The following is a 24,662-nucleotide window of genomic DNA, read 5'->3' as shown; positions in this document are numbered from 1 at the left end:
CTTCGTTTCCTGTTGGTCGCGTTTTCTCCACGTGAGCCGGATTCCACCTCACTCGAAAACGCTTCCGATCAGTGGTGGCCCGGCTCGTCGACGATGCGGGGCAGCGTCTCGAACTGGTGGAAGGGCGGCGGCGAGGACAGCGTCCACTCCAGCGTGGTCGCACCGGGACCCCAGGGGTTGTCCGCGGCCCGCTCCTTCGAGCGGAAGGCGAGGATCACGCCGATGACGAACACCATCATGCCGAGGCCGAAGATGTGGCCGCCGTAGGTCGAGACCTTGTGCCAGCCGGCGAAGGCCTCCGGGTAGTCGGCGTAACGACGCGGCATGCCGGCGAGACCAAGGAAGTGCATCGGGAAGAACAGGACGTTCGCGCCGATGAAGGCCAGCCAGAAGTGCAGCTTGCCGGCCCACTCGGGGATGATGTGGCCGGTCATCTTCGGGAACCAGTAGTAGATACCCGCGAAGATGATGAACACGGCGCCGAGCGAGAGCACGTAGTGGAAGTGCGCGACGACGTAGTAGGTGTCGTGCAGGTACTTGTCGACGGCCGAGTTCGCGAGCACGACGCCGGTGACGCCGCCGACCGTGAACAGGAAGATGAAGCCCACCGCCCAGTGCATCGCCGCGGTGAAGCGGATCGAGCCGCCCCACATCGTCGCGATCCAGGAGAAGATCTTCACGCCGGTGGGCACCGCGATGACCATGGTGGCGAAGACGAAGTACGATTGCGTCTGCAGCGACAGGCCCACCGTATACATGTGGTGCGCCCACACGACGAAGCCGACGACGCCGATCGCGACCATCGCGTAAGCCATCGCGAGGTAGCCGAAGACGGGCTTGCGCGAGAACGTGGCGATGATGTGCGAGACGATGCCGAAGGCCGGCAGGATCATGATGTACACTTCGGGGTGACCGAAGAACCAGAACAGGTGCTGGTACAGGATCGGGTCGCCGCCGCCGGCCGGGTCGAAGAAGGTGGTGCCGAAGTTGCGGTCGGTGAGCAGCATGGTGATCGCGCCGGCGAGGACCGGGAGCGACAGCAGCAGCAGGAATGCGGTGACGAGTTCGGCCCAGGCGAAGAGCGGCATCTTGTGCAGCGTCATGCCGGGGGCGCGCATGTTCAGGATCGTGGTGATGAAGTTGATCGCCCCGAGGATCGAGCCGGCGCCGGACAGGTGCAGCGCGAAGATCGCGAAGTCGACGGCCGGGCCGGGGTGGCCCGCGGTCGAGAGCGGCGGGTACACGGTCCAGCCGGTGCCGGCGCCGGACGCGCCAGGCGCGCCCTCGACGAACAGCGAGCAGATCAGGCTGCAGAAGCCCGCCACCGTCAGCCAGAACGAGACGTTGTTCATGCGCGGGAAGGCCATGTCCGGCGCGCCGATCATCAGAGGGACGAACCAGTTACCGAACCCACCGATCAATGCCGGCATCACCATGAAGAACACCATGATGAGGCCGTGGCCGGTCACGAAGACGTTGTAGGTCTGCGGATTGGAGAAGTACTGGAGGCCGGGCGCCTCCATCTCCATCCGGATGCCGAACGACAGGAACGCGCCGATCATGCCCGCGCAGAACGCGAACAGCAGGTAGAGCGTGCCGATATCCTTGTGGTTCGTGGAGAGGAACCAGCGGGCGAAGAAGGAAGGTTTGTGGTCGTGGGCCTCGTGGGCCCCTGCATGCGCTGCGGCGGTTGCCATCTGAGCTGAGCCTTGTGCGTGTCTCTCGAGATCTCGGTGGGTCGGGCCGGCGCGGTCGAGGCACCGGCCCGAGGCGCGCCCTCTATCGGGCGTCGGCGAACTTGGACCCGTCGTCGATGCGGGCGTACTTGGTCTTCGCCTCGCCGAGCCAGGCCGCGTAGGCCTCATCGTTCACGACGCGCACGACGATCGGCATGTAGGCGTGGCGCTGGCCGCAGAGCTCGGAGCACTGGCCGTGATACGTGCCCTCGCGGTCGGCCTTGAACCAGAACTGGTTGAGGCGGCCCGGCACGGCGTCGATCTTGAAGCCGAAGGACGGCATCGCCCACGAGTGCATCACGTCGGCGGCGGTGACCTGGATCTTCACGATCTTGTTCACCGGCACGACCATCTCGTTGTCGGCCTGGAGCAGGCGCGGCTGCTTGTCCTCGTCGATGTTGGCATCGAACGAGAAGCCGCCGCCCTGGTCTGCGGGGTACTCGTAGGACCAGTACCAGGCGTGGCCGGTCACCTTGATCATCACGTCGGACTTCGGATCCGAGAGCTGAACGCGCAACAGGCGGAACGAGGGGATTGCGACGGCGACGAGGATCAGCACCGGGACGATCGTCCAGGCCACCTCGATCAAGGTGTTGTGGGTGGTCTTCGAGGGCGTCGGGTTCCGCTTCTCGCTGAAGCGGTAGATGCACCACAGGATCAGCCCGAGCACGAACACGCAGATCGCGAGCGAGAGCCAGTGCACCCACGACTCGAACTGGAGGATGTCGCGCGCGTTCTCGGTGACCGGAACCTGGCGGGTCATCTGCCAGGGCTCGGGCTGGCCGATGCCGGCGGCCAGGGCCTGCGACGACGTCAGGAGCAACGCGCCGAACGCGGCGAGCCCCCTCTTGGAGCGGTGTTTCGTCTGCGCCGTCCGCATGTGCCTCTCGTGGCTCCCCTTGGTCACGTTACGCTCCGTCGACCGCCCGCGTCTTGCTTGTACGAGGCCCGCGGTGTCGTCCGGCGGAGTTGGACGCCCTGTCGGCGCGATGCCCGGGTATCCGATCGCGGTGTCAGACCACAAGGTCGTGCAAGGTGCAACCGCACAAGCGTCGCATCGCACGCTTTCCGGATGCGTCGCGGCACCACCGAAAGCATCGCCGCAGGGGCCGGAAGCATTGCATGAGGCGGGGGCAGCATCGCCGCAGGCGCGGTCCGGGTCGCCGCCTGCTATGAGGCGGATGCGGGGGCGATCGGCGGGACCAGCGGAATGGCGGACGGAATGCGGACCGGGCGGAGCAGACCGGAGACGGCGGTGCGGGTGGCGACGCGCGTCGTCGCCTACGCCGCGCCGGAGCCGCGCGACGGCGAGCGTGCGCTCGCCGTCGAGATGCCGGTCAACCTCGTCTACGGAAGCGTGCCCTACGCGGTGATGATGGCGACGCCCGCCGATCTCGAGGATTTCGCCTACGGCTTCAGCCTCACCGAGGGCATCGTCGCCTCGGCCGACGAGATCCGCGGCGCCGCGGTCGAGCGGGGCGAGGGCGGGCTACGGTTGCTGGTGGACCTCGCGCCGGGCCGGCTGCGCGAGCACCTCGCCCGCAAGCGCGCGATCAGCGGGCGCACCGGCTGCGGCGTCTGCGGGATCGAGGACCTCGCCGCCCTGCCGCGGGCGGAGATGCGCGACGCGTCCACGGCCGTGAGCGTCCGGCCGGAGGCGATCGCGCGCGCTCTGTCCGACCTCGGTGACGCCCAGGCGCTCGGGCGCGAGACGCGCGCGGTGCATGCAGCGGCCTGGGCAGGTCTCGACGGTAGCCTCGTGGCTGTGCGGGAAGATGTCGGCCGGCACAACGCCCTCGACAAGCTGATCGGCGCGCTGATCCGCGCAGGCACCGACCCGGCCGAAGGTTTCCTGGTGATCACCAGCCGCTGCTCGTTCGAGATGGTCGAGAAGGCGGCTCATTTCGGCGCGTCGGTCCTGGTCGCGATCTCGGCGCCGACCTCGCTCGCCATCGACCGGGCCCGCCTCCACCGCATGACGCTCTGCGCCATCGCCCGCGCCGATTCGTTCACGGTCTTCTGCGGGGACGAGCGCCTGGACGCCTGGGTAGCTTGAGGCTTCAGGTTACGGGGTCTGCGCATCCTTGTCGGGCGCACCCGGCACCAGGGTCGCGCCGCCGATGACGCGGACGTTGCGCTTGGTCTCGGGCGGGTTCTGCCAAGTCTGCTCGGCCGGCTTCGCAGCGGGGGGCTTTGCTTCCGCCGCCTTGGTCTCTGAAGCCTTGGTCTCTGGGGATTTCGCCACCGTGCCGTCCGCGGGCGGCTGAACCGCTGCGGGCGTCGCGATGACGGCAGGCGCGGCCGCCTTCGGCGGCTCCGCCGTCGCGACGGGCGCTTCCGGCTTCGGCTCGGGTTTGGCGGCCTCCACCGGGCGCAGCTTCGGCACCTCGGGAACGGTGCGCGCCTGCGCCCTGCCGTCCGGGTTCTTGCCGTCGAGCGTCTTCCCGTCGAGCGTCCTACCGTCCGGCCCCCGGGTCGGGTTGCCGGTGCGTGCGAGCCGGCGCGGCGCCTCGACCGGCCCGCGGCGATCCGGGTTGATCCCGTGCGGGTTCGGCTCTGCGAGCGTGCGGCCGTAGGTGTCTGGTCCGCCCTCGGGCCGTGCGAAGTCTGAGTGCGGCACAGGTCGGCGCAGGGGCACGCCGCGGTTCTCCGGCATCGGGATGTCGCCTGGCGGAAGAAGTCGCTCGGCCTGCCGCATCGGGCTCCGCGGCATCGCGTCCTCCTCGGTCCAGCCATAGCCGGGGGCCGGGCGAGCGATCACCACCGGGCCGTCGTCGAGGCGTTGGCGGCCGAGGATCGCACCGTCCCGCGCGTCGACGAACAGGCGCACGCGGGCGCCGTTCGGGTTGAGCGCCTCGACGACGTAGGCGCGGCCGTCGAAGCGCGGCCGGCTGATGCCGCTGAAGCCGCGCTCGCTCAGGCGCCAGGCCACCGCGCGGGGCGGCATGATCGCGTCGTCGAAGGCGTATTGCGCCTGCGCCGCGCCGGTGGCGCCGATCAGCAGGGCGCAGGCCGAGAGGCTCGCGCGAAGACGACGATGGAATGGGTTCACGGCTGACATCCGGGTCACGCTCTCACAAAATCGCCCGACCTCCTGCGGCGCTCGCCCCGCACCGGGGAGTTTCGTCGAGGCCGGACGACGATCCGGAGCGGGCCCCACGCCGAAGGACCGCGTCCCGCGTGTCCTTCGGCCATTCCGGCAGGGTCGTTGCCCCGCATGCCGCTTGTGCTCGGCGTTCGCCATTGACGGGACGATTCGGGCGCAATTGCGGGAGAATTCGGGCGGCAAGCGGCTGATTCCCGATGTAGTTCGACGGCGTTCGGTCGCTCCTGGCGCTCGGATCGAGCAGGGAAGGCGTGGGATGCGGCATCAAAACGCCGCTTTTGCCGGTGTGTGGGCCTTGCTGGAATATTTGAAATCTGCCAATTTGCAGCGTTAGGACAGTATGACTGTCCCATTTCCGGTGGGCGCGCGTGATGGACGCCGCGCTGCGAGACCTAAGGGTCCGGGGTAGAGGGTTTCGGCACGTGATCATCGTGACGTCGAAACGAGATCTCAAGCCGGTCGCCGTCGAGGCGATCCGGGCCCACGCCGGCTGACATCGGGCCGGTGCGAGCCCGCGGGTTGCGGGCGCTTCCTCCACCGAGGACCCTCCCGAGACCCGACGAGACAAGATGACTGGCCCGGCCTCGCTTGAGTGTCGGGCATGAAACGTGCTCGCGTCGGCGGGCATGGACGTTCGGACGGGTCTGGTCGAACTTTTCGAACTTTCGGGGATGGTGGGCATGGCGGCTTTCGGGAATGCGGACATGACCGTGAGCGGAAACCTCGACCCGGACACCGCGCCGGCTTCGCGCGACGGCGTCGCGCCGCTCGTGGTGCGCGATCCGGCGATGCCGGTCGCCCAGGGTGCCTACGATCCGCGCAACGAGAAGGACGGCTGCGGCGTCGGCTTCGTCGCCGACATGCACGACCGGCGCACCCATGCCATCGTCGAGCAGGGCCTGAAGATCCTGGAGAACCTCGACCATCGCGGCGCGGTCGGCGCCGACCCGAAGATGGGCGACGGTTGCGGCATCCTCACGCAGATCCCGCACGCCTTCTTCGCCGAGGAGTGTTCGCGGCTCGGCTTCGAGCTGCCGCCGGCCGGCGACTACGCCATCGCGCAGCTGTTCATGCCGAAGGCCGAGGAGTCGCGCGCGATCATCGAATCCATCGTCGAGCAGTCGCTCGCCGCCGAGGGGCTTCCCCTGCTCGGCTGGCGCGACGTGCCGGTCGATCCCGAGGACCTCGGCGTCGCCGTGAAGGCGACCGAGCCGCATCACCGCCAGCTCTTCATCGGGCGCCCGGCCTCCGCGGCCGACGGCGACGCGTTCGAGCGGCGGATCTACGTCGCCCGCAAGGTGATCTCCGGCCGCGTCTACGGCCTGAAGGACCCGCGGGTGATGGAGTTCTATCCCGTCTCCGTGTCGAGCCGGACCATCGTCTACAAGGGCATGGTGCTGGTGAACCAGCTCGGGAACTACTTCCTCGACCTGAAGGACGAGCGCTTCGTCTCGGCGATCGCCCTCGTGCACCAGCGCTTCGCCACCAACACCTTCCCGACCTGGCGCCTGTCGCACCCCTACCGGATGGTCGCGCACAACGGCGAGATCAACACGCTGCGCGGCAACGTGAACTGGATGGCCGCCCGCCAGGCGAGCGTCGATTCGGACCTGTTCGGCAACGACATCTCGAAGCTGTGGCCGATCTCCTACGAGGGCCAGTCCGACACCGCGTGCTTCGACAACGCGCTCGAGTTCCTCGTCATGGGCGGCTACCCGCTCGCCCACGCGATGATGATGCTCATCCCCGAGGCCTGGGCCGGCAACCCGCTGATGAGCGAGGAGCGGCGCGCCTTCTACGAGTACCACGCCGCGCTGATGGAGCCGTGGGACGGCCCGGCGGCGGTCGCCTTCACCGACGGCCGCCAGATCGGCGCGACCCTCGACCGCAACGGACTGCGCCCCGCCCGCTACATCGTCACCGACGACGGCCTCGTCGTGCTCGCCTCAGAAATGGGCGTGCTGCCGATCCCGGATGAGAAGATCGTCCAGTCCTGGCGCCTGCAGCCGGGCCGGATGCTTCTGATCGACCTGGAGAAGGGCCGCATCGTCGACGACGAGGAGATCAAGGGCGAGCTCGCGGCCGCGCACCCCTACGCCGACTGGGTGAAGAACACCCAGATCGTGCTGGAGGATCTCAAGCCCGTCACCGCTCGCGAGAGCCGCACCGACGTGTCGCTGCTCGATCGCCAGCAGGCGTTCGGCTACAGCCAGGAAGACCTCAAGCTGCTCATGGCGCCGATGGCCGTGACCGGCCAGGAGGCGGTCGGCTCCATGGGCACCGACACGCCGCTCTCGGCTTTGTCCGACAAGTCGAAGTCGCTCTACACCTACTTCAAGCAGAACTTCGCGCAGGTCACCAACCCGCCGATCGACCCGATCCGCGAGGAGGCCGTGATGAGCCTCGTCTCGTTCATCGGCCCGCGCCCGAACCTGCTCGACATGGAAGGCGCCTCCCGCCGCAAGCGCCTGGAAGTCCGCCAACCGATCCTGACCAACACGGACCTCGAGAAGATCCGCTCGATCGGCCATTTCGAGGACCGCTTCGACACAAAGACCCTCGACATCACCTATCCGGCCGAGACCGGCGCGGCGGCGATGAACGGCGCGCTCGACCGGCTCTGCGACCGCGCGGAAGTCGCGGTGCGCGGCGGCTACAACATCATCGTCCTGTCCGACCGCGCGGTCGGCCCCGATCGTATCCCGATCCCGGCGCTGCTCGCGACGGCGGCCGTGCACAACTACCTGATCCGCAAGGGGCTTCGCACCTCGGTCGGCCTCGTGGTCGAATCGGGCGAGCCGCGCGAGATCCATCACTTCGCCTGCCTGGCCGGCTACGGCGCCGAGGCGATCAACCCGTATCTCGCCTTCGAGACGCTGGTGGCGATGAAGCACGAGTTCCCGCCGGACCTCTTGGATGAGGAGATCATCTACCGCTACATCAAGTCGATCGATAAGGGCCTGCTGAAGGTCATGTCGAAGATGGGCATCTCGACCTACCAGTCCTATTGCGGCGCGCAGATCTTCGACGCGATCGGGCTGAACTCGGCCTTCGTCGCGCGCGACTTCTTCGGCACGGCGACGATGGTCGAGGGCGTCGGCATGGCCGAGATCGCCGAGGAGACCGTGCGCCGCCACGCCGACGCGTTCGGCGACGCGCCGATCTATCGCAACGCCCTCGACGTCGGCGGCGAGTACGCCTACCGGCTGCGCGGCGAGGCCCACACCTGGACCCCCGACACGGTCGCGACGCTGCAGCATGCGGTGCGTCTCGGCGTGCCCGAGCGCTACCGCGAATACGCCCGGCTGGTGAACGACCAGGAGCAGCAGCTCAAGACCCTGCGCGGCCTGTTCCGGATCAAGCTCGCCCCCGAGATCGGGCGCGAGCCGGTGGCGCTGGAGAGCGTCGAGCCGGCCTCCGAGATCGTCAAGCGCTTCGCCACCGGCGCGATGTCCTACGGCTCGATCTCGAAGGAGGCGCACGAGACGCTGGCCATCGCCCTGAACTCCTTCGGCGGACGCTCGAACTCGGGCGAGGGCGGCGAGGAGGTCGAGCGCTTCAAGCCGCTGCCGGACGGGCGCTCGCGCCGCTCGGCGATCAAGCAGGTCGCGTCGGGGCGCTTCGGCGTCACCACCGAGTACCTCGTCAACGCCGACATGATGCAGATCAAGGTCGCGCAGGGCGCCAAGCCCGGCGAGGGCGGCCAGCTGCCCGGCCACAAGGTCGACGCCAAGATCGCGAAGGTCCGCTACGCCACCCCGGGCGTCGGCCTGATCTCGCCGCCGCCGCACCACGACATCTACTCGATCGAGGATCTAGCGCAGCTGATCTACGACCTGAAGAACGTGAACCCGGCGGCCGACGTGTCGGTGAAGCTCGTCTCCGAGGTCGGCGTCGGCACGGTCGCCACCGGCGTCGCCAAGGCGCGGGCCGACCACATCACCATCTCGGGCTTCGACGGCGGCACCGGCGCGGCGCCGCTGACCTCGCTGAAGCACGCCGGCGGTCCGTGGGAAACGGGGCTGGCCGAGACGCAGCAGACGCTGGTGATGAACCACCTGCGCGGCCGCGTCGCGCTGCAGGCCGACGGCGGCATCCGCACCGGCCGCGACGTGCTGATCGCGGCGCTCCTCGGCGCCGACCAGTTCGGCTTCTCCACCGCGCCGCTGATCGCGGCCGGCTGCATCATGATGCGCAAGTGCCACCTCAACACCTGCCCGGTCGGCGTCGCGACGCAGGACCCGGTTCTGCGCAAGCGCTTCAAGGGCACGCCCGAACACGTGGTGAACTACTTCTTCTACGTCGCCGAGGAGCTGCGCGAGCTGATGGCGGCGATGGGCTTCACCAAGCTCGAAGACCTCGTCGGCCGCTCGGACTTCCTCGACAAGGTCGAGGCGATCCAGCACTGGAAGGCCCGCGGCCTCGACTTCTCGAAGCTGTTCCACCGGCCCGACGTCGGGCCGGACGTGGCGATCCGCTGGGTCGAGACGCAGAAGCACCCGATCGACGACGTGCTCGACCGCCGCCTGATCGCCGGCGCGCAGAACGCGATCGACACCGGCGAGCCGGTGGTCCTGCACGACGTGATCCGCAACTCCGACCGGACGGCGGGCGCGATGCTGTCGGGCGCCGTCGCCAAGGCGCACGGCCACGAAGGCCTGCCCGACGACACCATCGTGGTGAAGCTCGCCGGCACCGCCGGCCAGAGCTTCGGCGCCTGGGTCGCGGCCGGCGTGACGATCGAGCTCACCGGCCACGGCAACGACTACGTCGGCAAGGGCCTGTCGGGCGGCAAGCTGATCATCCGGCCGAGCGACGCCCTCAAGGCGCCCGCCGACAGGACGATCATGGTCGGCAACACCGTGCTCTACGGCGCCATCGCCGGCGAGTGCTACATCCGCGGCTCGGCCGGCGAGCGCTTCGCCGTGCGCAACTCCGGCGCGATCACCGTGGTCGAGGGCATGGGCGACCATGGCTGCGAGTACATGACCGGCGGCGTCGTCGTGTCGATCGGCGAGACCGGGCGCAACTTCGCGGCCGGCATGTCCGGCGGCATCGCCTACGTGCTCGACGAGGACGGATCGTTCTCGGCCCGCTGCAACCTCTCGATGGTCGATCTCGAACCCGTCGAGGAGGAAGACGACCTGATGCGCCGCTTCCACCAGGACGGCGACCTCGAGACCAAGGGCCGCGTCGACATCCTCGCCGACATGTCGGGGCATGACGAGGAGCGCCTGTCGCAGCTCATCACCAACCACCTGAAGTACACGGGCAGCCCGCGCGCCAAGGCGATCCTCGAGGATTGGGCGGGCTACCGCACCAAGTTCGTCAAGGTGATGCCGGTGGAGTACCGCCGGGCGCTCCGCGAGATGGAGATGGCGCGGATGCCGGTGGCGGCGGAGTAAGGACCGTCGCTCTCTCGGTGAGAGACGCCCCTGCGCGTCGTCTACGATGACGAGCAGCGCGCGCACGCGTTGCGTGAGCGCGGGTTGGATTTCGCTCGATGTGGGCAAGTCTTCAACGGGACCGAAGCGACGCGTGAGGACGTGCGGTTCGGTTATGGGGAGACACGGTGGATAACAGTCGGTCTCCTCGACGACCGAATGGTCATCGTGGTCTGGACGGAACGGGACGGCGATCGACGGATCATCAGCTTGAGGAAGGCCAATGAACGAGAGCATGCGCAATTCGGCGGCCGCACCCGATCAACCGATGTCTCCCGATGAGATCGGCTGGGATCCCGACGACGCACCGGAGCTGGATGCTGCTTGGTTCGAACAAGCTGATATTCGGGTCGGCGGGCGCTTGGTCGAACGTGGTCATCGCCCTGGTGATACGGAGCGACTTGTCCTCCCGACGAACCTCGTCGAACGGTTCCGGAGCGGTGGTCCGGACTGGCAGATCCGCATCGAGACCGCGCTGAAGGAATGGCTGAACGAACACCCCGACCTGCTTTGAAGTCGGTTGGCCATGAAGGAAGACGCCGCCGACGATGGACAGCGCGAGGGGAGGCGCATGACGGATACGTTCTCGACGACGCCGCCCGCCGCCATGCGGATCTATGGCGACCTCACCTCGGGCAACTGCCTGAAGATCAAGATCGTCGCCGATGTTCTCGGCCTCGCCTATGAATGGGTCCAGGTCGATGCGCTGAAGGGCGAGACGCGGACACCTGCGTATCTCGCCCTGTTCCCGGCAGGGCAGATCCCGGGGGTGGTGTTCGACGACGGGCGGCGCCTCGCCCAGTCGAACGCCATCATGCGGTATCTCGCCCGCGAGAGCACGCTGCTTCCGGGCGACCCGTTCGCGGCGGCGACCGTCGACCAGTGGCTGTTCTGGGAGCAGTACAGCCACGAGCCGACCATCGCGGTCTGCCGCGTTGAGATGACGTTTCGCGGCGTGCCGCGCGAGGGGCGCGATCCGGGCCGGGTCGCGCGCGGCGAGGCGGCGCTCGACCTGATGGAGCGGCATCTCGCGGAAAGCGAATGGTTCGTCGGCGGCAACGTGACTATCGCCGACGTCGCCCTGTTCGCCTACACCCAGTGGGCCGACGAGGGTGGATTCGACTTGGCGGGGAGGCCCGCGATCCGGGGTTGGCTCGACCGATGCAGGGTCGCGTTCCGGCTCGAACCCGACGCTATCGCCGCTACCGCCGGTCGCTGACCGGAAAGCTGCGACACCGATTTTTCGCTACCGACGCTGAGTACACCGATGGGCAAGATCACCGGCTTCCTCGAATTCGACCGGCAGGACCAGAAGTACCAGCTCGCGGCCGACCGCGTGCGGCACTTCCGCGAGTTCACCCTGCCGCTCGATGAGCACGACCTGAAGAAGCAGGCGGCGCGCTGCATGGATTGCGGCATCCCGTTCTGCCATGGGCCGACCGGCTGCCCGGTGCACAACCAGATTCCCGATTGGAACGACCTCGTCTTCCAGTCGGATTGGGAGGAGGCGGCGCGCAACCTCCACTCCACCAACAACTTCCCGGAATTCACCGGCCGCATCTGCCCGGCGCCGTGCGAGGAGGCGTGCACGCTGAACCTCGAGAACCAGCCTGTGGCGATCAAGACGATCGAGCAGGCCATCGCCGACCGGGCCTGGAACATGGGCTGGGTGAAGCCGGAGCCGTCGTCGATCCGCACCGGCAAAAAGGTGGCGGTGATCGGTTCGGGTCCGGCCGGCCTCGCGGCGGCGCAGCAGCTCGCCCGCGTCGGGCACGCGGTCCATGTCTACGAGCGCGAGCCGAAGGCCGGCGGTCTGCTCCGCTACGGCATCCCCGACTTCAAGATGGAGAAGCGCCACATCGATCGGCGCGTGAAGCAGATGGAAGCCGAAGGCGTGGTCTTCCACTACAACCAGAACGTCGGCGTGACGAAGCCGGTCGAGGAGCTGACCGCCGAGTACGATGCGGTGCTGTTCTCCGGCGGCGCCGAGGACCCGCGCAACCCGCAGCTGCCGGGGCAGGACCTCGAGGGCGTGCACTACGCGATGCCCTACCTGATCCAGTCGAACCGCCGGGTCGGTGCCGAGCCGATGCGCGGCAACGGCGAGGCGCCGATCCTGGCGTCGGGCAGGAACGTGGTGGTGATCGGCGGCGGCGACACCGCGTCCGACTGCGTCGGCACCGCGTTCCGTCAGGGCGCCCTGTCGGTGACGCAGCTCGACATCCGCCCGCGGCCGCCCGAGCGCGAGGACAAGCTCTCGGTCTGGCCGTACTGGCCGACCAAGATGCGGACCTCGTCGAGCCAGGCCGAGGGCGCCGAGCGCGAGTTCCAGGCGGCCACCCTCCGGCTCGAAGGCAACAAGAAGGGGCGTCTCACCGGGGTCGTCTGCGCCCGCGTCGACGCCAAGCGCCAGCCCATCGAGGGCTCGGAATTCGTCCTGCCGGCCGACCTCGTGTTCATGGCGATCGGATTCGCCGGCTCGATCCAGAAGGGGCTTCTGGAGCAGTCCGGCATCACGGTCGACAAGCGCGGCAACGTCACCGCGAACGAGGAGGATTACCGCACCTCCGATCCGAAGATCTGGGCGGCCGGCGACATGCGCCGCGGCCAGTCCCTGGTCGTGTGGGCGATCCGCGAGGGCCGGCAGGCCGCCCGCTCGATCGACGAGACGCTGATGGGCGCCTCGATCCTGCCGCGCTGAGTCTCTGTCGGGCGTTCAGCCCGGGGGCCAGCGGAAGTCGTCGGCCCTGCCGGGCTGCGGCAGGGGCGCCGCGCCGCGCTGGAGTGCGCGTTCGACGGTGCCGGTGGCGTCGCCGTCGCGCGGTCGGCCGCTGACGAGGACGCCGCCGGGCGAGAGCTCGACCCGGCCGAGCGGCACGACCGGACCCGCCGCGGGCTTCACCGGCAGCGCCGGCACTCCCGGGGGCTCGGGCAGGCTCGGCAGCATCGCCGTGATCTGCCGGTCGATCGCGGTGACGTCGTCGAGCTTCGTCGGCGCCGCATCCAGCGGCGTCGCAGGCAGGGCCGAGACGGCCGCCGCCGGCTGCTCGGGTGCGGTCGGCGTCGTCGCGCCCATCAGCCGCTTCAACTCCACGTCGGCGAAATGTGCGAGCTTGCGGGCGCCGGCATGGGTGAAGTGCACGCCGTCGGCGGTGCGCAGCTTGGCGGTCTGCCCGTCGAGGTCCGGCCCGGTGGCGGTGTAGTGGTTGCGGTCGTCGGAGAATCCCGGCCCGACGTCGACGTAGGTGCCGCCGCCCTTGGTGACCGCGTCCCGGACGATGTCGTTGATGCTGCCGAGGTCTCGGGTCAGGCTCTCGCTCCGCATCGGCGGGGTGCCGACCCAGACCAGCGGGATCTTCCGGTCGGCGAACACCTTGACCAAGGCCTCGACGCGGGCGCGGTAGAGCTCGCGCCAGCGATCGGTGAGCGGGTCTAGGGTCTGGTCGCCGTCGCGTATCGGCTGGCGATCGTTGGCGCCGAGCATGACCACGGCGTAGCCGACCTTCGCGTTCGCCTTGAGGTAGTCGTCTGCGGCCTTCGGCCAGTCGATGACGTCCCGGCGCACGAGGCCGCTGTCGCCTTTGGCCCGGTCGATCACCGCGATGTCGGCGCTGTCCGCGAAGACGTCGTCGAGTCCGCGGCTCAGGTGGTCGGCCAGCAAATCGCCGAACACTGCGATCTGCACCTTCGCCTCGGTCTTCTTCACCGCCGGCGTCGGGGCCGCGATCGTGGGCGCCGGCCGGGTCTGCGGTCGCCGGATCTGGCGCGGTGCAGCGTCGGCACCGACCGGCGGGCGCGGACGTGGCGGACGGTAGGTCGGGGCGACCTGGCGCGGCTCGGGCGCGCTCGGCCTGTCCTCCCAGGGCCAGTAGAACTGCCTTCGTTCGGGCTCCGGCGCCACGGTACGGCGCGGGGCACGAGCATAGCCGTCGTCCTCGCGGTAATAGGCGTCGCGGCCGCGTCGGCGCGGCTGGTCGTAGCTGTCGCCCCACTGCGCTTCGGCCGGCGACGGCGGCAGGAGGACGAGCGGTAGAGCGAGGCCGAACCCGAGCGCCAGGACGATGCGGGCCCCCTTGGCGGTTGTCACAACTCGGTTCGTCGCATCGCGTCTCATCCGCCCTCCGATCATGCGCCCTCCGGTGCCGCGGACTTCGACCCGCGGTTGAGCATAGCCGAGCCCTTACCGCGCGTCTAAGGCCTGCCCGATAGCCGGTCACGGAGCGCCGGCGTCGCGTAGCCGTCGGCGGTCAGGCCCTCGCGGATCTGATAGCGGCGGATCGCCTCGCGCAGCCTCGGGCCCGCCCGACCGTCGGCCTCGCCGGCATAGAGTCCCTCGCGCGAAAGGCCCACCTGCAGCTTCTGCAGCCCGACCTTGTCGAGGCGGGAGGCCGCGCTCGGCCAGGGGGCGGCGAGCGGCGGCCCTCCGGCCAGCCGGTCGGCGAGGTGCCCGATGGCGAGGGCATACGAGTCCGAGGTGTTGTAGCCGCGGATCACCTCGAAGTTGTCGGTGATCAGGAAGGCGGGGCCGCCGGCGCCGCCGGGCAGGAAGACGGACGCGGACCCCTTGTCCGGCAGGTCGCCGCCGCCGATGCGGCGCACGCCGCGGCGGGCGAAGTCGGAGAGGTCGGCCGCGTAGCGGGTCAGGTCGAACCCATCGGGGAGGCTGACCGCATAACCCCAGGAGATGGCGGGGTTCCACCCGAGATCCTTGAGGTACGCGGCGATGGAGGCGAGCGCGTCGGCGTCGCTCGTCCAGATGTCGCGCCGGCCGTCGCCGTCGAAGTCGACGGCGTGCGCCAGGAAGGTCGAGGGCAGGAACTGTACCTGCCCCATGGCGCCGGCCCAGCTGCCGAGCATCCGCTCCGGCGCGACGTCGCCGCGCTGCAGGATCGCGAGGGCGGCCAGCAGCTCGTCGCGGAACAGCGTGCCGCGGTGCCGCGCGGCGGCGAGGGTCGCCAGGGCGCGGACCGTTAGTACCGTGCCGCCGCTCGCGCCAAAATCCGACTCGACGCCCCAAATCGCCAGCAGCACCGAGGCCGGGACGCCGTAGCGCGCCTCGATCGCCGGCAGGGCCTGACCGAGCGCTGCGGCACGCGCCCGGCCGCGGGCGATCCGTCCGGGCGAGACCGCGCCGACGAGGTATTCCCAGACCGGCCGCCCGAACTCGCTCTGACCCTTGATCCGCGCGAGGACAGTTGGATCGGGCGTCACGCCCCGAAACGCCGCATCGAAGGTCGCGGGCGTGATGCCCTTCGCCAGGGCGTCGACGCGCAGGGCGGCGACGAAGGCCGGAAACGCATCCGATTGGCCGGCCTTCCCGACAGGGGCGGCCTGTGCCGCGAACGCCCCGGAGGCGATGCAGAGGCCGAGCGCGAGAAGCGCGGCGGGGAACGGGTGGATTGCCATCAGATCCGGTTGCGCTTGGACAAGGCGTCTTCCCAATCGAGCGCCTGCCGGACGATCCCGTCGAGGTCGTCGTATTTCGGGCGCCAGCCGAGGCGGTCGCGGATCCGCGACGCCTCGGCGACGATCCGTGCCGGGTCGCCCGGGCGGCGGGTCGAGACGCGAACCGGGAAGTCCCGCCCCGACACGCGCTTCACCGTGTCGATCACCTCCAGCACCGAGTAGCCGGTGCCGTAGCCGCAGTTCAGCGTCAGGCTCTCGCCGCCGGCGCGCAGGTGGTCGAGGGCGACCCGGTGCGCCTCGGCGAGGTCCGAGACCTGGATGTAGTCGCGCAGGCACGAGCCGTCCGGGGTCGGGTAGTCGGTCCCGAACACCTCGAGGTGCGGGCGCTGGCCGAGCGCGGCCTGGGTCGCGACCTTGATCAGGTGTGTGGCGTTCGGCGTCGACTGCCCGGTGCGCCCCCGCGGGTCGGCGCCGGCGACGTTGAAGTAGCGCAGGATGACGTAGCTGAAGCCGTGCGCGGCGGCCGCGTCCCGGATCATCCACTCGCTCATCAGCTTCGAGCGGCCGTAGGGGTTGATCGGGTTGGCGGGCAGGTCCTCCGGCACCGGCACCGTCTCCGGCTCGCCGTAGACCGCGGCGGTCGAGGAGAAGATCACGTGCTTCACGCCGGTGCGGACGGCGGTCTCGATCAGGGCGCGGGTCTTGACCGTGTTGGCGAGGTAGTAGTGCAGCGGGTCGGCGACAGAGTCCGGCACCACGATGCGGGCGGCGAAGTGGGCGATCGCGTCGACCCGATGCTGCAGGATCGTCTCGGTGACGAGGGCGGGGTCGCCGACGTCGCCGCGCACGAGCGGCACCTCCGGCGGCAGCGCCCAATCGAAGCCGGTGGAAAGGTCGTCGAGGACGACCACCTCCTCGTGCCCGGCGTCTTGAAGCGCCAGAACCATGTGGCTGCCGATATAGCCGGCACCGCCCGTGACCAGAACCGCCATCGTCGCCCTTGGAAAGAAATCGCTCGCGCAGGCCTGCGCGAGCTTGCTTTTAACCGATAATGCTCAATCGTGCGCCGCGACGGCCCATGGCCGATCGCTCGCCGTGCTAGTGTTGCCAGGAACGCCCGGCCCGTCCAACTCCCACGTTTGGGTTTTTGCTTGATGAAACCGATCCGAAAGGCCGTCCTCCCCGTTGCGGGCCTCGGCACCCGCTTCCTGCCCGCCACCAAGGCCGTCCCGAAAGAGATGCTGACGGTGGTCGACCGGCCGGTCGTGCAGCACGTAGTCGACGAGGCGCGGGAAGCCGGCATCGAGCACTTCATCTTCGTCACGGGCCGCGGCAAGGCGGTGATCGAGGACCATTTCGATATCGCGTTCGAGCTCGACCGGATGCTGCAGGAGCGCGGCAAGCAGGCCGCCTACGAGGAGCTGAAGCGCGACCTGCCGGCCGCCGGCCAGACCAGCTTCACCCGTCAGCAGGCGCCGCTCGGCCTCGGCCACGCGGTGTGGTGCGCCCGCGAAATCGTCGGCGACGAGCCCTTCGCCGTGCTGCTGCCGGACATGCTCAGTCGCGGCTGCATGGGCCAGATGCTCTCCGCCTACGAGCGGCACGGCGGCAACGTCATCGCGGTAGAAGAGGTCGCGCCCGAGGAGACGCACCAGTACGGCATCGTCAGCGTCGGCGAGACCTTCGGCCAGACCTTCGAGGTCACCGGCATGGTCGAGAAGCCGAAGCAGGGAACCGCGCCGTCGAACTTCATCATCTCGGGCCGCTACATCCTCCAGCCGGAGATCTTCGGAATTCTCGAGCACGGCGAGAAGGGCGCGGGCGGCGAGATTCAGCTCACCGATGCGATGATCAAGCTGATGGGAAGCCAGGACTTCTTCGGCATGCGCTACGAGGGCCGCACCTACGATACCGGCTCCAAGCTCGGCTTCCTCACCGCCAACATCGCCTACGCCCTCGACCGCAAGGACCTCGTAGGGCCGCTCAAGGCGGAGATCGCCAAGCTGCTCGCGGAGCACTGAGCGTCGCCGGACGTGCAGCCGGTGCGGGCGGGGTATGCGCGCGCGGTAGGGGGATTTCAGTTGCGCTTTGTGCGCCGCAATCTACTTTGTGCATTGCGGGATCGCGATGGCGTCGCGGTCCGGCAGCCCTTCTTGGGCGTTTCCTCCCTAGACTTCGGGCCGCTCCTTCGGGAGTGGCCTTTTTTCTTGGTCGCAGGGCCGAACGGCATTTCGTGTCGCGCCTGAATCATCAGGCCGTGCGGACCCCTTCCTCGGAACCTCTCCGTCATCCCGAGGCCGCGCAGCGGAGGCCGAGAGCCAGAGCCGGCGACGGCGCCAGCTGGAAAATGAACCCTGCTTTTGGATTTCTGGCTCGCCTCCGGCCTCCCGGAATGATGGTGTTGTGCGGGTCGTTTTCCTAGACGCGACCTACTCCGCGGCGATGCCGAGCGGCGTCTCCGAGCCGAGCTCGTCGGCGACCTCCACGATCGCACCCCGCAGCGCCTCGACGAGGCCGGAGAAGCCCTGCGTGATCGCAAGGCTCGCCTCGTTCATGTAGAGGGCGCGGTTGATCTCGATCTGCAGCGCGTGCCGGCCGATGTTCGGCTCGCCGTAATGCTCGGTGATGAAGCCGCCGGCATAGGGCTTGTTGCGCACCACCTTGTACCCGCGGGCGCGGAACGCTGCCTCGAAGGCGTCGATCAGGGCCGGATCGCAGGAGGTGCCGAAGCGGTCGCCGAGGACGAAGTCGGCCCGCGCGTCGTGGTCGCGCCCGAGGCTCGAGGACGGCATCGAGTGGCAGTCGATCAGCAGGCAGCGCCCGAATTCACGAACCGTGCGTAGGATCAGCCCGCGCAAGGCCCGGTGGTACGGCTTGTACAGCCCGTCGATGCGCGCCACCGCCTCGTCCACCGGCATGCGGCCGGCATAGATCTCCTGCCCGTCCGAGACGACGCGGGGCACCGTCCCGAGGCCGCCCGCCACACGCATCGAGCGGGTGTTGGCGAAGGGCGGCAGCCGGCCCTCGAACATCCGCGGGTCGAGTTCGTAGGGCTCACGGTTCACGTCGAGGTAGGCGCGCGGGAAGTTGCAGCGCAGAAGCGGCGCGCCGAGCTGGACGACCCCGGCGAACAGCCGGTCGACATGGGCGTCCTCCGAGCGGCGGAGCGCCAGCGCATCGAGGCGCGAGGCCTTCAGGAAACTCTCTGGGTACACCGAGCCGGAATGGCCGGTGTTGAAGACGAAGGGCAGGCTGTGCCGCGTCGGTTCGTCCACGACGAAGGCGGGCGAGAATCCGAAGGCGTCGGTCAGGTGCGGGAGGGGCAGCGTCATCGGCAGGGAGGCGCACCGTCGGGGATGGGAACGGCCAACGTCAGGTCACACTGTGCGGCGGCGGCGACGGCCTGTCCACTATGCCGACCGGCCAAGTCGGGCACGCGCGGTGCGGCCTGTCACCTCGCGGGACGACCTAATCCTAACGTTCTGTTTACCGAAGCCGCCCTTTATGAAAAGAACGTTGCGATTCGAGGGTCCGGAACCGTCTGATGAAAATTCTCTTGGCGGAAGACGACAACGACATGCGCCGGTTCCTGGCCAAGGCGTTGCAGAACGCCGGCTTCGACGTGCTGTCGTTCGACAACGGCCTCTCGGCCTACAACCGCCTGCGCGAAGAGCCCTTCGAGCTGCTTTTGACCGACATCGTGATGCCGGAGATGGACGGGATCGAGCTCGCCCGCCGGGCGACCGAGCTCGACCCTGACATCAAGGTGATGTTCATCACGGGCTTCGCCGCCGTGGCGCTCAATCCGGATTCGAAGGCCCCCAAGGACGCTAAGGTGCTGTCGAAGCCCTTCCACCTGCGCGACCTCGTCAACGAGGTCGAGAAGCTCCTGGCCGCTTGAGGCGGCCGGCGTGACGTTCCGGCCATAGGCGTTCGGGACCGTCGGCCGCTATATGGTTCGTGTCATCCGCGGGACGCGAACACGCCTATGCATCCGATCAAGATCTACACCACGGCGTGGTGCCCCTACTGCTCGGCGGCCAAGAGCCTGCTGAAGGAGAAGGGCGCCGCGTTCCGGGAAATCGACGTCGAGAAGGCGCCGGGCGAGCGCGCGACTATGATGGCGCGGGCGGGCGGGCGCACCAGCGTGCCGCAGATCTTCGTGGGCGAGACCCATGTCGGCGGGTGCGACGACCTCTACGCCCTCGACAAGGCCGGCAAGCTCGATGCGCTGCTGACGGCGTCGGCCAATGCCTGAGCCGCGCTTCGTCGCCGCCTGCGTGCAGATGCGGTCTGGGCGCGACCCGGCCGCCAACCGCGACGCGGCGGTGGCCGGCGTGCGCGAGGCCGCCTCCCGCGGCGCGCAGTTCGTCCAGACCCCGGAGATGACCTCGCTCGTCGAGCGCGATCGGGCGCGACTGTTCGCCGTGGTTCGCGGCCAGGACGCGGACGAGACGCTGGCGGCGCTTCGCGACGTGGCGCGCGAGACCGGGACGGTGGTGCAGGTCGGCTCCCTCGCCATCCTCGCGGGCGAGAAGGTCGCCAACCGCGCCTTCCTGATCAGCGCCGACGGCGCGATCGTCGCGGCCTACGACAAGCTCCACCTGTTCGACGTGGACCTGCCGAGCGGCGAGCGCTGGCGGGAATCCTCGACCTATACCGGCGGCGCCTGCGCCGTCGTGGCGCCGACGCCGTGGGCCGAGATTGGGCTCGGCATCTGCTACGACATCCGCTTCCCGGCGCTGTACCGGGCGCTCGCCGAGGCCGGCGCCTCGGTGCTGACGGCGCCTGCCTGCTTCACCAAGCAGACCGGCGAGGCGCATTGGCACGTGCTGCACCGAGCCCGCGCCATCGAGACCGGATCGTTCATGATCTCGGCGGCGCAGGGCGGGAAGCACGAGGACGGGCGCGAGACCTACGGGCACTCGCTCATCGTCGATCCCTGGGGCCGGGTGCTGGCCGACGCGGGCGGCACCGAGCCCGGCGTGATCCTGGCCGAGATCGACCTCGCCGCGGTGGCCGACGCGCGGGCGCGGATTCCCTCGCTCCAGCACGGGCGGCCCTTCACCGTCGAGCGCGTCGGCACGCCCGGAGCCGCCACGACGTGACGGCATGATCCGGTACAACCTCGTATGCGAGGCCGGGCACGGCTTCGACAGCTGGTTTCCCTCCTCCGACTCCTTCGACGAACAGGCCGCGCGCGGCTTGGTGACGTGCCCGGTCTGCGACTCGACGCACGTCACCAAGGGCCTGATGGCGCCGAGCCTCGCCCGCACCGACCGGGCGCGGGCCGCTGCGGACGGCGAGGCGGCTCCGGTCGTCCCGGCGCCGCCCTCGGCGATGCCGACGACCGGCGAGCCCGAGCGGCGCATCCGCGCGATGCTCCGGACCCTGCGCGAGCAGGTCGTCGCCTCGGCCGAGCATGTCGGCACGCGCTTCCCCGAGGAGGCGCGCAAGATCCATTACGGCGAGACGGAAGAGCGCGCGATCTACGGGCAGGCGAGCCCGGACGAGGCCCGCGCCCTCATCGACGAGGGCATCGACGTCGCCCCGCTCCCGCCGATGCCCGACGACCGCAACTGATCCACCGGACGGGCCGGCGCCGGTCGTCGCGTCAGGGCTTTGCCGCGGCCGTGCTGGCGACGCAGGCGAGCACGAAGGCGACGACCGCGTTCCAGCCCGCGAGCGAGATCCCCAGCACCTTCATCGCCGCGACCGAGCAATCGACCACCTTCGTCGTCTGGAGGGTGTTCAGGAAGTCGCCGACGGCGGCCGGGTTCGCGCCGGTCCCGCCACCGCAATCGGTCGGGCCCGGCCAGAACCCCCATTCCGCGCCGGCATGGTAGGCGCCGAGCCCGGCCCCGTAGAGCAGGCCGGCCGCGGCCAGCCCGAGGGCTAGGCGCGAGAGCCGCTCCGGCAGGAAGAGAGCCAGCAGGCTCAACGGCACGGCGGCATAGTAGGGCAGGCGCTCGGTCAGGCAGAGCTTGCACGGCGCGTAGCCGTAGCCGAACTGCAGCACGAGGGCGGCGCCCACCGTGAGCACGGACCCGATCAGAAGGCTGAGCGCGGCGCGGCGCAGGCGCAGCAGGGCGGCGTAGCTCATCTAGAGGATCACCTTGAACAGGACGAAGCCGAGGACGATCACCGCGACCGAGATCGCGACGACCGCGTTGAGGTGCCGGTCAAGCACGCCGCGGATCTGGACGCCGTAGCGCCCGAGCAGCCCCGCCAGGATGAAGAAGCGCGCCCCGCGGGTGACGATCGACAGCAGCGTGAACCAGAACAGGCTGTAATGGGCGAAGCCCGAGGTGATGGTCACGAGCTTGTAGGGGATCGGCGTGAGGCCCTTCAGCAGGATCACCCAGTGGCCGTACTCGGCATAGGATTGCTGGAAGGTCGCGGCCTTGTCCTGCAGCCCGTAGAGGCGGATCAGCCAGGTTCCGAGCGAGTCGAACAGCAGCGCGCCGATGGCGTAGCCGACGAGGCCCCCGAGCACCGAGCCGACCGTGGCGATCAGCGCGTAGAACCAGACCCGGTCGGGCCGGCTCACCGCCATCGGCACCAGCATCGCATCGGGCGGGACCGGGAAGAACGAGCTTTCGGCGAAGGCCACGGCACCCAGCACGTAGGGCGCCGACGGCTTGCCCGAGAGCGCGAGTATCCACTCGTAGAGGCGGCGGATCATCGGGACCGTCTGCATCCGGTTCGGGGGGAGGGCGCCCTTTGAGCACAGCCGGCCCGAACGCACCAGCGTGCCGGCGCACGCGGCGCGACCCGGAAAGGGCTTGGCCCGACCGCGGAACCTGTGCGAAAAGGCTCCCCGTCGCGGGTATGGTGGAACTGGTAGACGCGGGCGACTCAAAATCGCCAGCCGCAAGGCGTGGGGGTTCGATTCCCTCTACCCGCACCAACGCCTCTCAACTCTATTCGAGGAACCGCCGTATCCAGCCGCCGACCCGGTGCCGGTCGTCCGGTGCGTCGAGGGAGGCGAGCGCGGCCCGTGCGCGTTCGGGGTCGTCCTGCGCCTCCGAATGGCCGGCGATCAGCGCGCGGGTGTAATCGGGCTCGAATTCCGGGTGGAACTGCACCGAGAGCGCGGCGCGGTCCTCATAGGCCAGCATCGCGTAGGGGGTGAAGGCGCTCGCCGCCAGCACCCGGGTGGCGGGCGGAACCTCGACGACCTGATCCTGGTGGAAGGCCGCCACGGCGATCCGGTCCGCGTCGTCCATGTACGGCGCCCGCTCGGTCACCGCATAGCTGTGGAGCCCGAGCCCGCGGCCCTTCCCGGAGCGGACCGCGCGGCCGCCATAGGCCTCCGCCACGACCTGATGGCCGAAGCAGATGCCGACCAGCGGCTTGCCCGGTGGCAGCGCGCGCAGGAACCCGATCAACGGCGCGATCCAGGGCAGCGGATCGTAGACGCCGGCGGCCGAGCCGGAGACCGCGTAGCCGTCGAAGGCATCCGGGTCTGTCGGTAGCTCGCCGGCGCGCACGTCGAGGATCGTGGCGGCATGCGCCGGGCCGATCATGCGCGCGGTCATCGCGCCGTAGGACGGAAAGCGGGCGAGCCGCGCCAGCGGCGAGCCGGCTTCGAGGATGGCGATGCGCACGGGCTGACCGTTGCTGTGGGCGACAGGCTCGGCATCGCGCCGTTCACCGCGCGATGCAACCGCCTCAGGCGGCGCGTGCCCGCCGGAGGACCGCGCGCGGGCCGACGGCGCCCTTCAGGCGGATGTCCATGGCGTTGCCGCGCCAGACGATCGCACGATGGGTCCAGGCCGCGCACCAGACCAGCGGGATCAGGGCGTCGCGCAGCAGGAAGCCGACGAGCAGCCGCGGCGCGTGGAACCAGCCGGCGCGCGCGGCGAGCCGGAACTCGGCCGCGTAGCCCAAAGCCGACAGCGCCGCGAGCCCGGCCGCCGCCGTCCAGGTGCCCGCGAGCGACCCCGCAATCACGAACGGCAGCAAGGTGCCGCTGGCGATCTCGGGCGCGAAGAACAGCGGGAACGTCACCCGGCGCAGGCGCGCCCAGCGGATCTGCCGCGACCAGACCTCGAACGCCGCGCGGCGCCCCAGCGGCTGCTCGAACGGGGCGGCGACGAGGTGGACCCGGCGGCCGGCCGCGCGCACGAGCTTCGTCGCCGCCGCGTCCTCGGCGATCTCCGCGGCGAGCGCCCGGATGCCGCCCCGCGCCTCGAGGAACGGGCGGTGCCAGAGCATGCTCTTGCCCTGCGCGAAGCCGAGCCCCACCGCCTCGCCGGCATATTGCCAGCGGGCTTGCAGGGTGTTGAGGAAGGCGCATTCGACCGCGGCCCAGATCCCGTCCGGGCGGGCGCCGATCGGCGTCGAGCAGACGAGGCCGGTGTCGTCGCGCCAGGCGGCCTGCAGTTGCTGCAGGTAATCGGTGGGCATCAACACGTTCGAATCGGCGATGACGATCCAATCGTGCCGCGCCGCCTCCCAGCCCCGCACGCAATTGTTGAGCTTCGGGTTGTCGCTGATGCGCTCGTCGCCGACGAGGATGCGGGCCGGGACCCGCGGGTGCGCCGCGATCAGCCGGCGGACCAGCGGCAGCACCGGGTCGGCGGCGTCGGCGACGCAGAAGACGATCTCGTAGGCCGGGTAGTCGAGGGCGAAGCCGCGGGCGAGCGTCTCCTCGCTGAAGGTCTCCAGGCCGCAGACCGGGCGCACCAGCGAGACGGGCGCGCCCACCGGAAACGTCGTCCCGCACGCATGACGCCCGATCCGCCGGCCGGCGACGACGAGGCTCGCGAGGTGCAGGGCCGTCAGGAGTGCGCAGAGCACGAGGGCGACCGTGGTGCCGTCCGGGGCCGGAAAGGTGCTGACGAGACCCATGCGGCGCGCATCTCCGAACTGGCCTGTCCCGCGGCGCGCGGCCGCGTCGGCTGACTGCCCCTAACAGCGCGCGCGTTTCAGCCGTATGACAGCAGCACCAAGCGGATGAGGGAG

The 24,662-nt window shown here is 69.6% G+C and carries 22 protein-coding genes and 1 tRNA gene; 12 read left to right on the top strand and 11 right to left on the bottom strand.

The genetic code is table 11. The annotated features are described in order from the left end of the window. Positions 1–68: 68 nt before the first annotated feature. Both ctaD and coxB read right to left on the bottom strand, forming a co-directional pair. Positions 69–1,697, bottom strand: a complete 1,629-nt coding sequence (gene ctaD / locus FV229_RS05025) for a cytochrome c oxidase subunit I (protein WP_147750901.1) — start codon at positions 1,695–1,697, stop codon at positions 69–71. An 82-nt stretch (positions 1,698–1,779) separates the two neighbouring features. Further along, the gene (coxB, locus tag FV229_RS05020) at positions 1,780–2,616 is read right to left on the bottom strand and encodes a cytochrome c oxidase subunit II (protein ID WP_147750900.1); all 837 of its coding nucleotides are present in this window, start codon (positions 2,614–2,616) and stop codon (positions 1,780–1,782) included. Between the two features lie 330 nt (positions 2,617–2,946). Between coxB and fdhD the strand changes: the two genes are divergently transcribed. Further along, positions 2,947–3,792: a formate dehydrogenase accessory sulfurtransferase FdhD gene (fdhD, locus tag FV229_RS05015; protein WP_147750899.1), complete on the top strand. Its 846-nt coding sequence runs from the start codon at positions 2,947–2,949 to the stop codon at positions 3,790–3,792. Positions 3,793–3,801: 9 nt separating this feature from the next. Here the strand turns inward: fdhD and FV229_RS05010 are convergent, their stop codons facing one another. Further along, complete coding sequence (locus FV229_RS05010) at positions 3,802–4,797, bottom strand: PepSY domain-containing protein (protein WP_147750898.1); 996 nt, start codon at positions 4,795–4,797, stop codon at positions 3,802–3,804. A gap of 749 nt (positions 4,798–5,546) precedes the next feature. On the opposite strand from FV229_RS05010, the gene gltB reads away from it, so the two are divergent. From gltB to FV229_RS04985, 5 genes are all read left to right on the top strand, one after another. Beyond that, entirely contained in the window at positions 5,547–10,247 is a 4,701-nt protein-coding gene (gene gltB / locus FV229_RS05005; protein ID WP_147750897.1) for a glutamate synthase large subunit, read from the top strand. A 69-nt stretch (positions 10,248–10,316) separates the two neighbouring features. After that, complete coding sequence (locus FV229_RS05000; RefSeq protein WP_348644171.1) at positions 10,317–10,568, top strand: BrnT family toxin; 252 nt, start codon at positions 10,317–10,319, stop codon at positions 10,566–10,568. After that, positions 10,510–10,800, top strand: coding sequence for a BrnA antitoxin family protein (locus FV229_RS04995; RefSeq protein WP_210246585.1), 291 nt, complete (start codon positions 10,510–10,512; stop codon positions 10,798–10,800). The genes FV229_RS05000 and FV229_RS04995 overlap by 59 nt, the downstream gene beginning before the upstream one ends. A gap of 93 nt (positions 10,801–10,893) precedes the next feature. Next, positions 10,894–11,505 (top strand): glutathione S-transferase family protein, encoded by a 612-nt coding sequence (locus FV229_RS04990; RefSeq protein WP_147750917.1) that lies wholly within the window; start codon positions 10,894–10,896, stop codon positions 11,503–11,505. A gap of 48 nt (positions 11,506–11,553) precedes the next feature. After that, a complete protein-coding gene (locus FV229_RS04985) occupies positions 11,554–12,987 on the top strand; it encodes a glutamate synthase subunit beta (RefSeq protein ID WP_147750896.1) in 1,434 nt (477 codons plus the stop codon). A gap of 15 nt (positions 12,988–13,002) precedes the next feature. On the opposite strand, the gene FV229_RS04980 is transcribed toward FV229_RS04985, so the two are convergent. The 3 genes from FV229_RS04980 to galE all read right to left on the bottom strand — a co-directional run bounded on the left by FV229_RS04980 (position 13,003) and on the right by galE (position 16,684). Further along, positions 13,003–14,304 carry an SGNH family hydrolase gene (locus FV229_RS04980; protein WP_246688053.1) on the bottom strand — a complete coding sequence of 434 codons (1,302 nt, stop codon included), beginning with the start codon at positions 14,302–14,304 and terminating at the stop codon, positions 13,003–13,005. 173 nt (positions 14,305–14,477) lie between these two features. Further along, positions 14,478–15,692 carry a lytic murein transglycosylase gene (locus FV229_RS04975; protein WP_147750894.1) on the bottom strand — a complete coding sequence of 405 codons (1,215 nt, stop codon included), beginning with the start codon at positions 15,690–15,692 and terminating at the stop codon, positions 14,478–14,480. After that, the gene (gene galE / locus FV229_RS04970) at positions 15,692–16,684 is read right to left on the bottom strand and encodes a UDP-glucose 4-epimerase GalE (RefSeq protein ID WP_147750893.1); all 993 of its coding nucleotides are present in this window, start codon (positions 16,682–16,684) and stop codon (positions 15,692–15,694) included. Before galE ends, FV229_RS04975 begins: the two co-directional genes overlap by 1 nt. Positions 16,685–16,846: 162 nt before the next feature. Between galE and FV229_RS04965 the strand changes: the two genes are divergently transcribed. Further along, on the top strand, positions 16,847–17,713 hold the full coding sequence (locus FV229_RS04965) for a UTP--glucose-1-phosphate uridylyltransferase (RefSeq protein ID WP_147750892.1): 867 nt from the start codon (positions 16,847–16,849) through the stop codon (positions 17,711–17,713). A 408-nt stretch (positions 17,714–18,121) separates the two neighbouring features. Here FV229_RS04965 and FV229_RS04960 read toward each other — a convergent pair whose 3' ends face one another. Continuing rightward, positions 18,122–19,024 carry an N-formylglutamate amidohydrolase gene (locus tag FV229_RS04960; RefSeq protein ID WP_147750891.1) on the bottom strand — a complete coding sequence of 301 codons (903 nt, stop codon included), beginning with the start codon at positions 19,022–19,024 and terminating at the stop codon, positions 18,122–18,124. 212 nt (positions 19,025–19,236) lie between these two features. On the opposite strand from FV229_RS04960, the gene FV229_RS04955 reads away from it, so the two are divergent. The 4 genes from FV229_RS04955 (at position 19,237) to FV229_RS04940 (ending at position 21,275) form a co-directional block, all read left to right on the top strand. Then, a complete protein-coding gene (locus tag FV229_RS04955) occupies positions 19,237–19,593 on the top strand; it encodes a response regulator (RefSeq protein ID WP_147727374.1) in 357 nt (118 codons plus the stop codon). Positions 19,594–19,680: 87 nt separating this feature from the next. Next, a complete protein-coding gene (gene grxC, locus FV229_RS04950; protein WP_147750890.1) occupies positions 19,681–19,950 on the top strand; it encodes a glutaredoxin 3 in 270 nt (89 codons plus the stop codon). After that, positions 19,943–20,800 (top strand): carbon-nitrogen hydrolase family protein, encoded by an 858-nt coding sequence (locus tag FV229_RS04945; protein ID WP_147750889.1) that lies wholly within the window; start codon positions 19,943–19,945, stop codon positions 20,798–20,800. The genes grxC and FV229_RS04945 overlap by 8 nt, the downstream gene beginning before the upstream one ends. A 4-nt stretch (positions 20,801–20,804) precedes the next feature. Then, the gene (locus tag FV229_RS04940) at positions 20,805–21,275 is read left to right on the top strand and encodes a DUF1178 family protein (protein ID WP_147750888.1); all 471 of its coding nucleotides are present in this window, start codon (positions 20,805–20,807) and stop codon (positions 21,273–21,275) included. A gap of 31 nt (positions 21,276–21,306) precedes the next feature. Here FV229_RS04940 and FV229_RS04935 read toward each other — a convergent pair whose 3' ends face one another. Both FV229_RS04935 and FV229_RS04930 read right to left on the bottom strand, forming a co-directional pair. Then, a complete protein-coding gene (locus FV229_RS04935) occupies positions 21,307–21,795 on the bottom strand; it encodes a disulfide bond formation protein B (protein ID WP_147750887.1) in 489 nt (162 codons plus the stop codon). Further along, positions 21,796–22,377, bottom strand: coding sequence for a YqaA family protein (locus FV229_RS04930; protein WP_147727379.1), 582 nt, complete (start codon positions 22,375–22,377; stop codon positions 21,796–21,798). Positions 22,378–22,517: 140 nt separating this feature from the next. Here FV229_RS04930 and FV229_RS04925 point away from each other — a divergent pair. Next, positions 22,518–22,602 (top strand) — tRNA-Leu (locus FV229_RS04925). Between the two features lie 13 nt (positions 22,603–22,615). Here the strand turns inward: FV229_RS04925 and FV229_RS04920 are convergent. Both FV229_RS04920 and FV229_RS04915 read right to left on the bottom strand, forming a co-directional pair. Next, positions 22,616–23,302: a gamma-glutamyl-gamma-aminobutyrate hydrolase family protein gene (locus FV229_RS04920; protein ID WP_147750886.1), complete on the bottom strand. Its 687-nt coding sequence runs from the start codon at positions 23,300–23,302 to the stop codon at positions 22,616–22,618. A gap of 64 nt (positions 23,303–23,366) precedes the next feature. Then, positions 23,367–24,548: a ceramide glucosyltransferase gene (locus FV229_RS04915; protein ID WP_147750885.1), complete on the bottom strand. Its 1,182-nt coding sequence runs from the start codon at positions 24,546–24,548 to the stop codon at positions 23,367–23,369. Positions 24,549–24,662: the final 114 nt, after the last annotated feature.

It is taken from the genome of Methylobacterium sp. WL120 (genome assembly GCF_008039465.1).
GTDB lineage: Bacteria > Pseudomonadota > Alphaproteobacteria > Rhizobiales > Beijerinckiaceae > Methylobacterium > Methylobacterium cerastii.
This window is presented reverse-complemented; position numbering and strand designations above follow the sequence as displayed.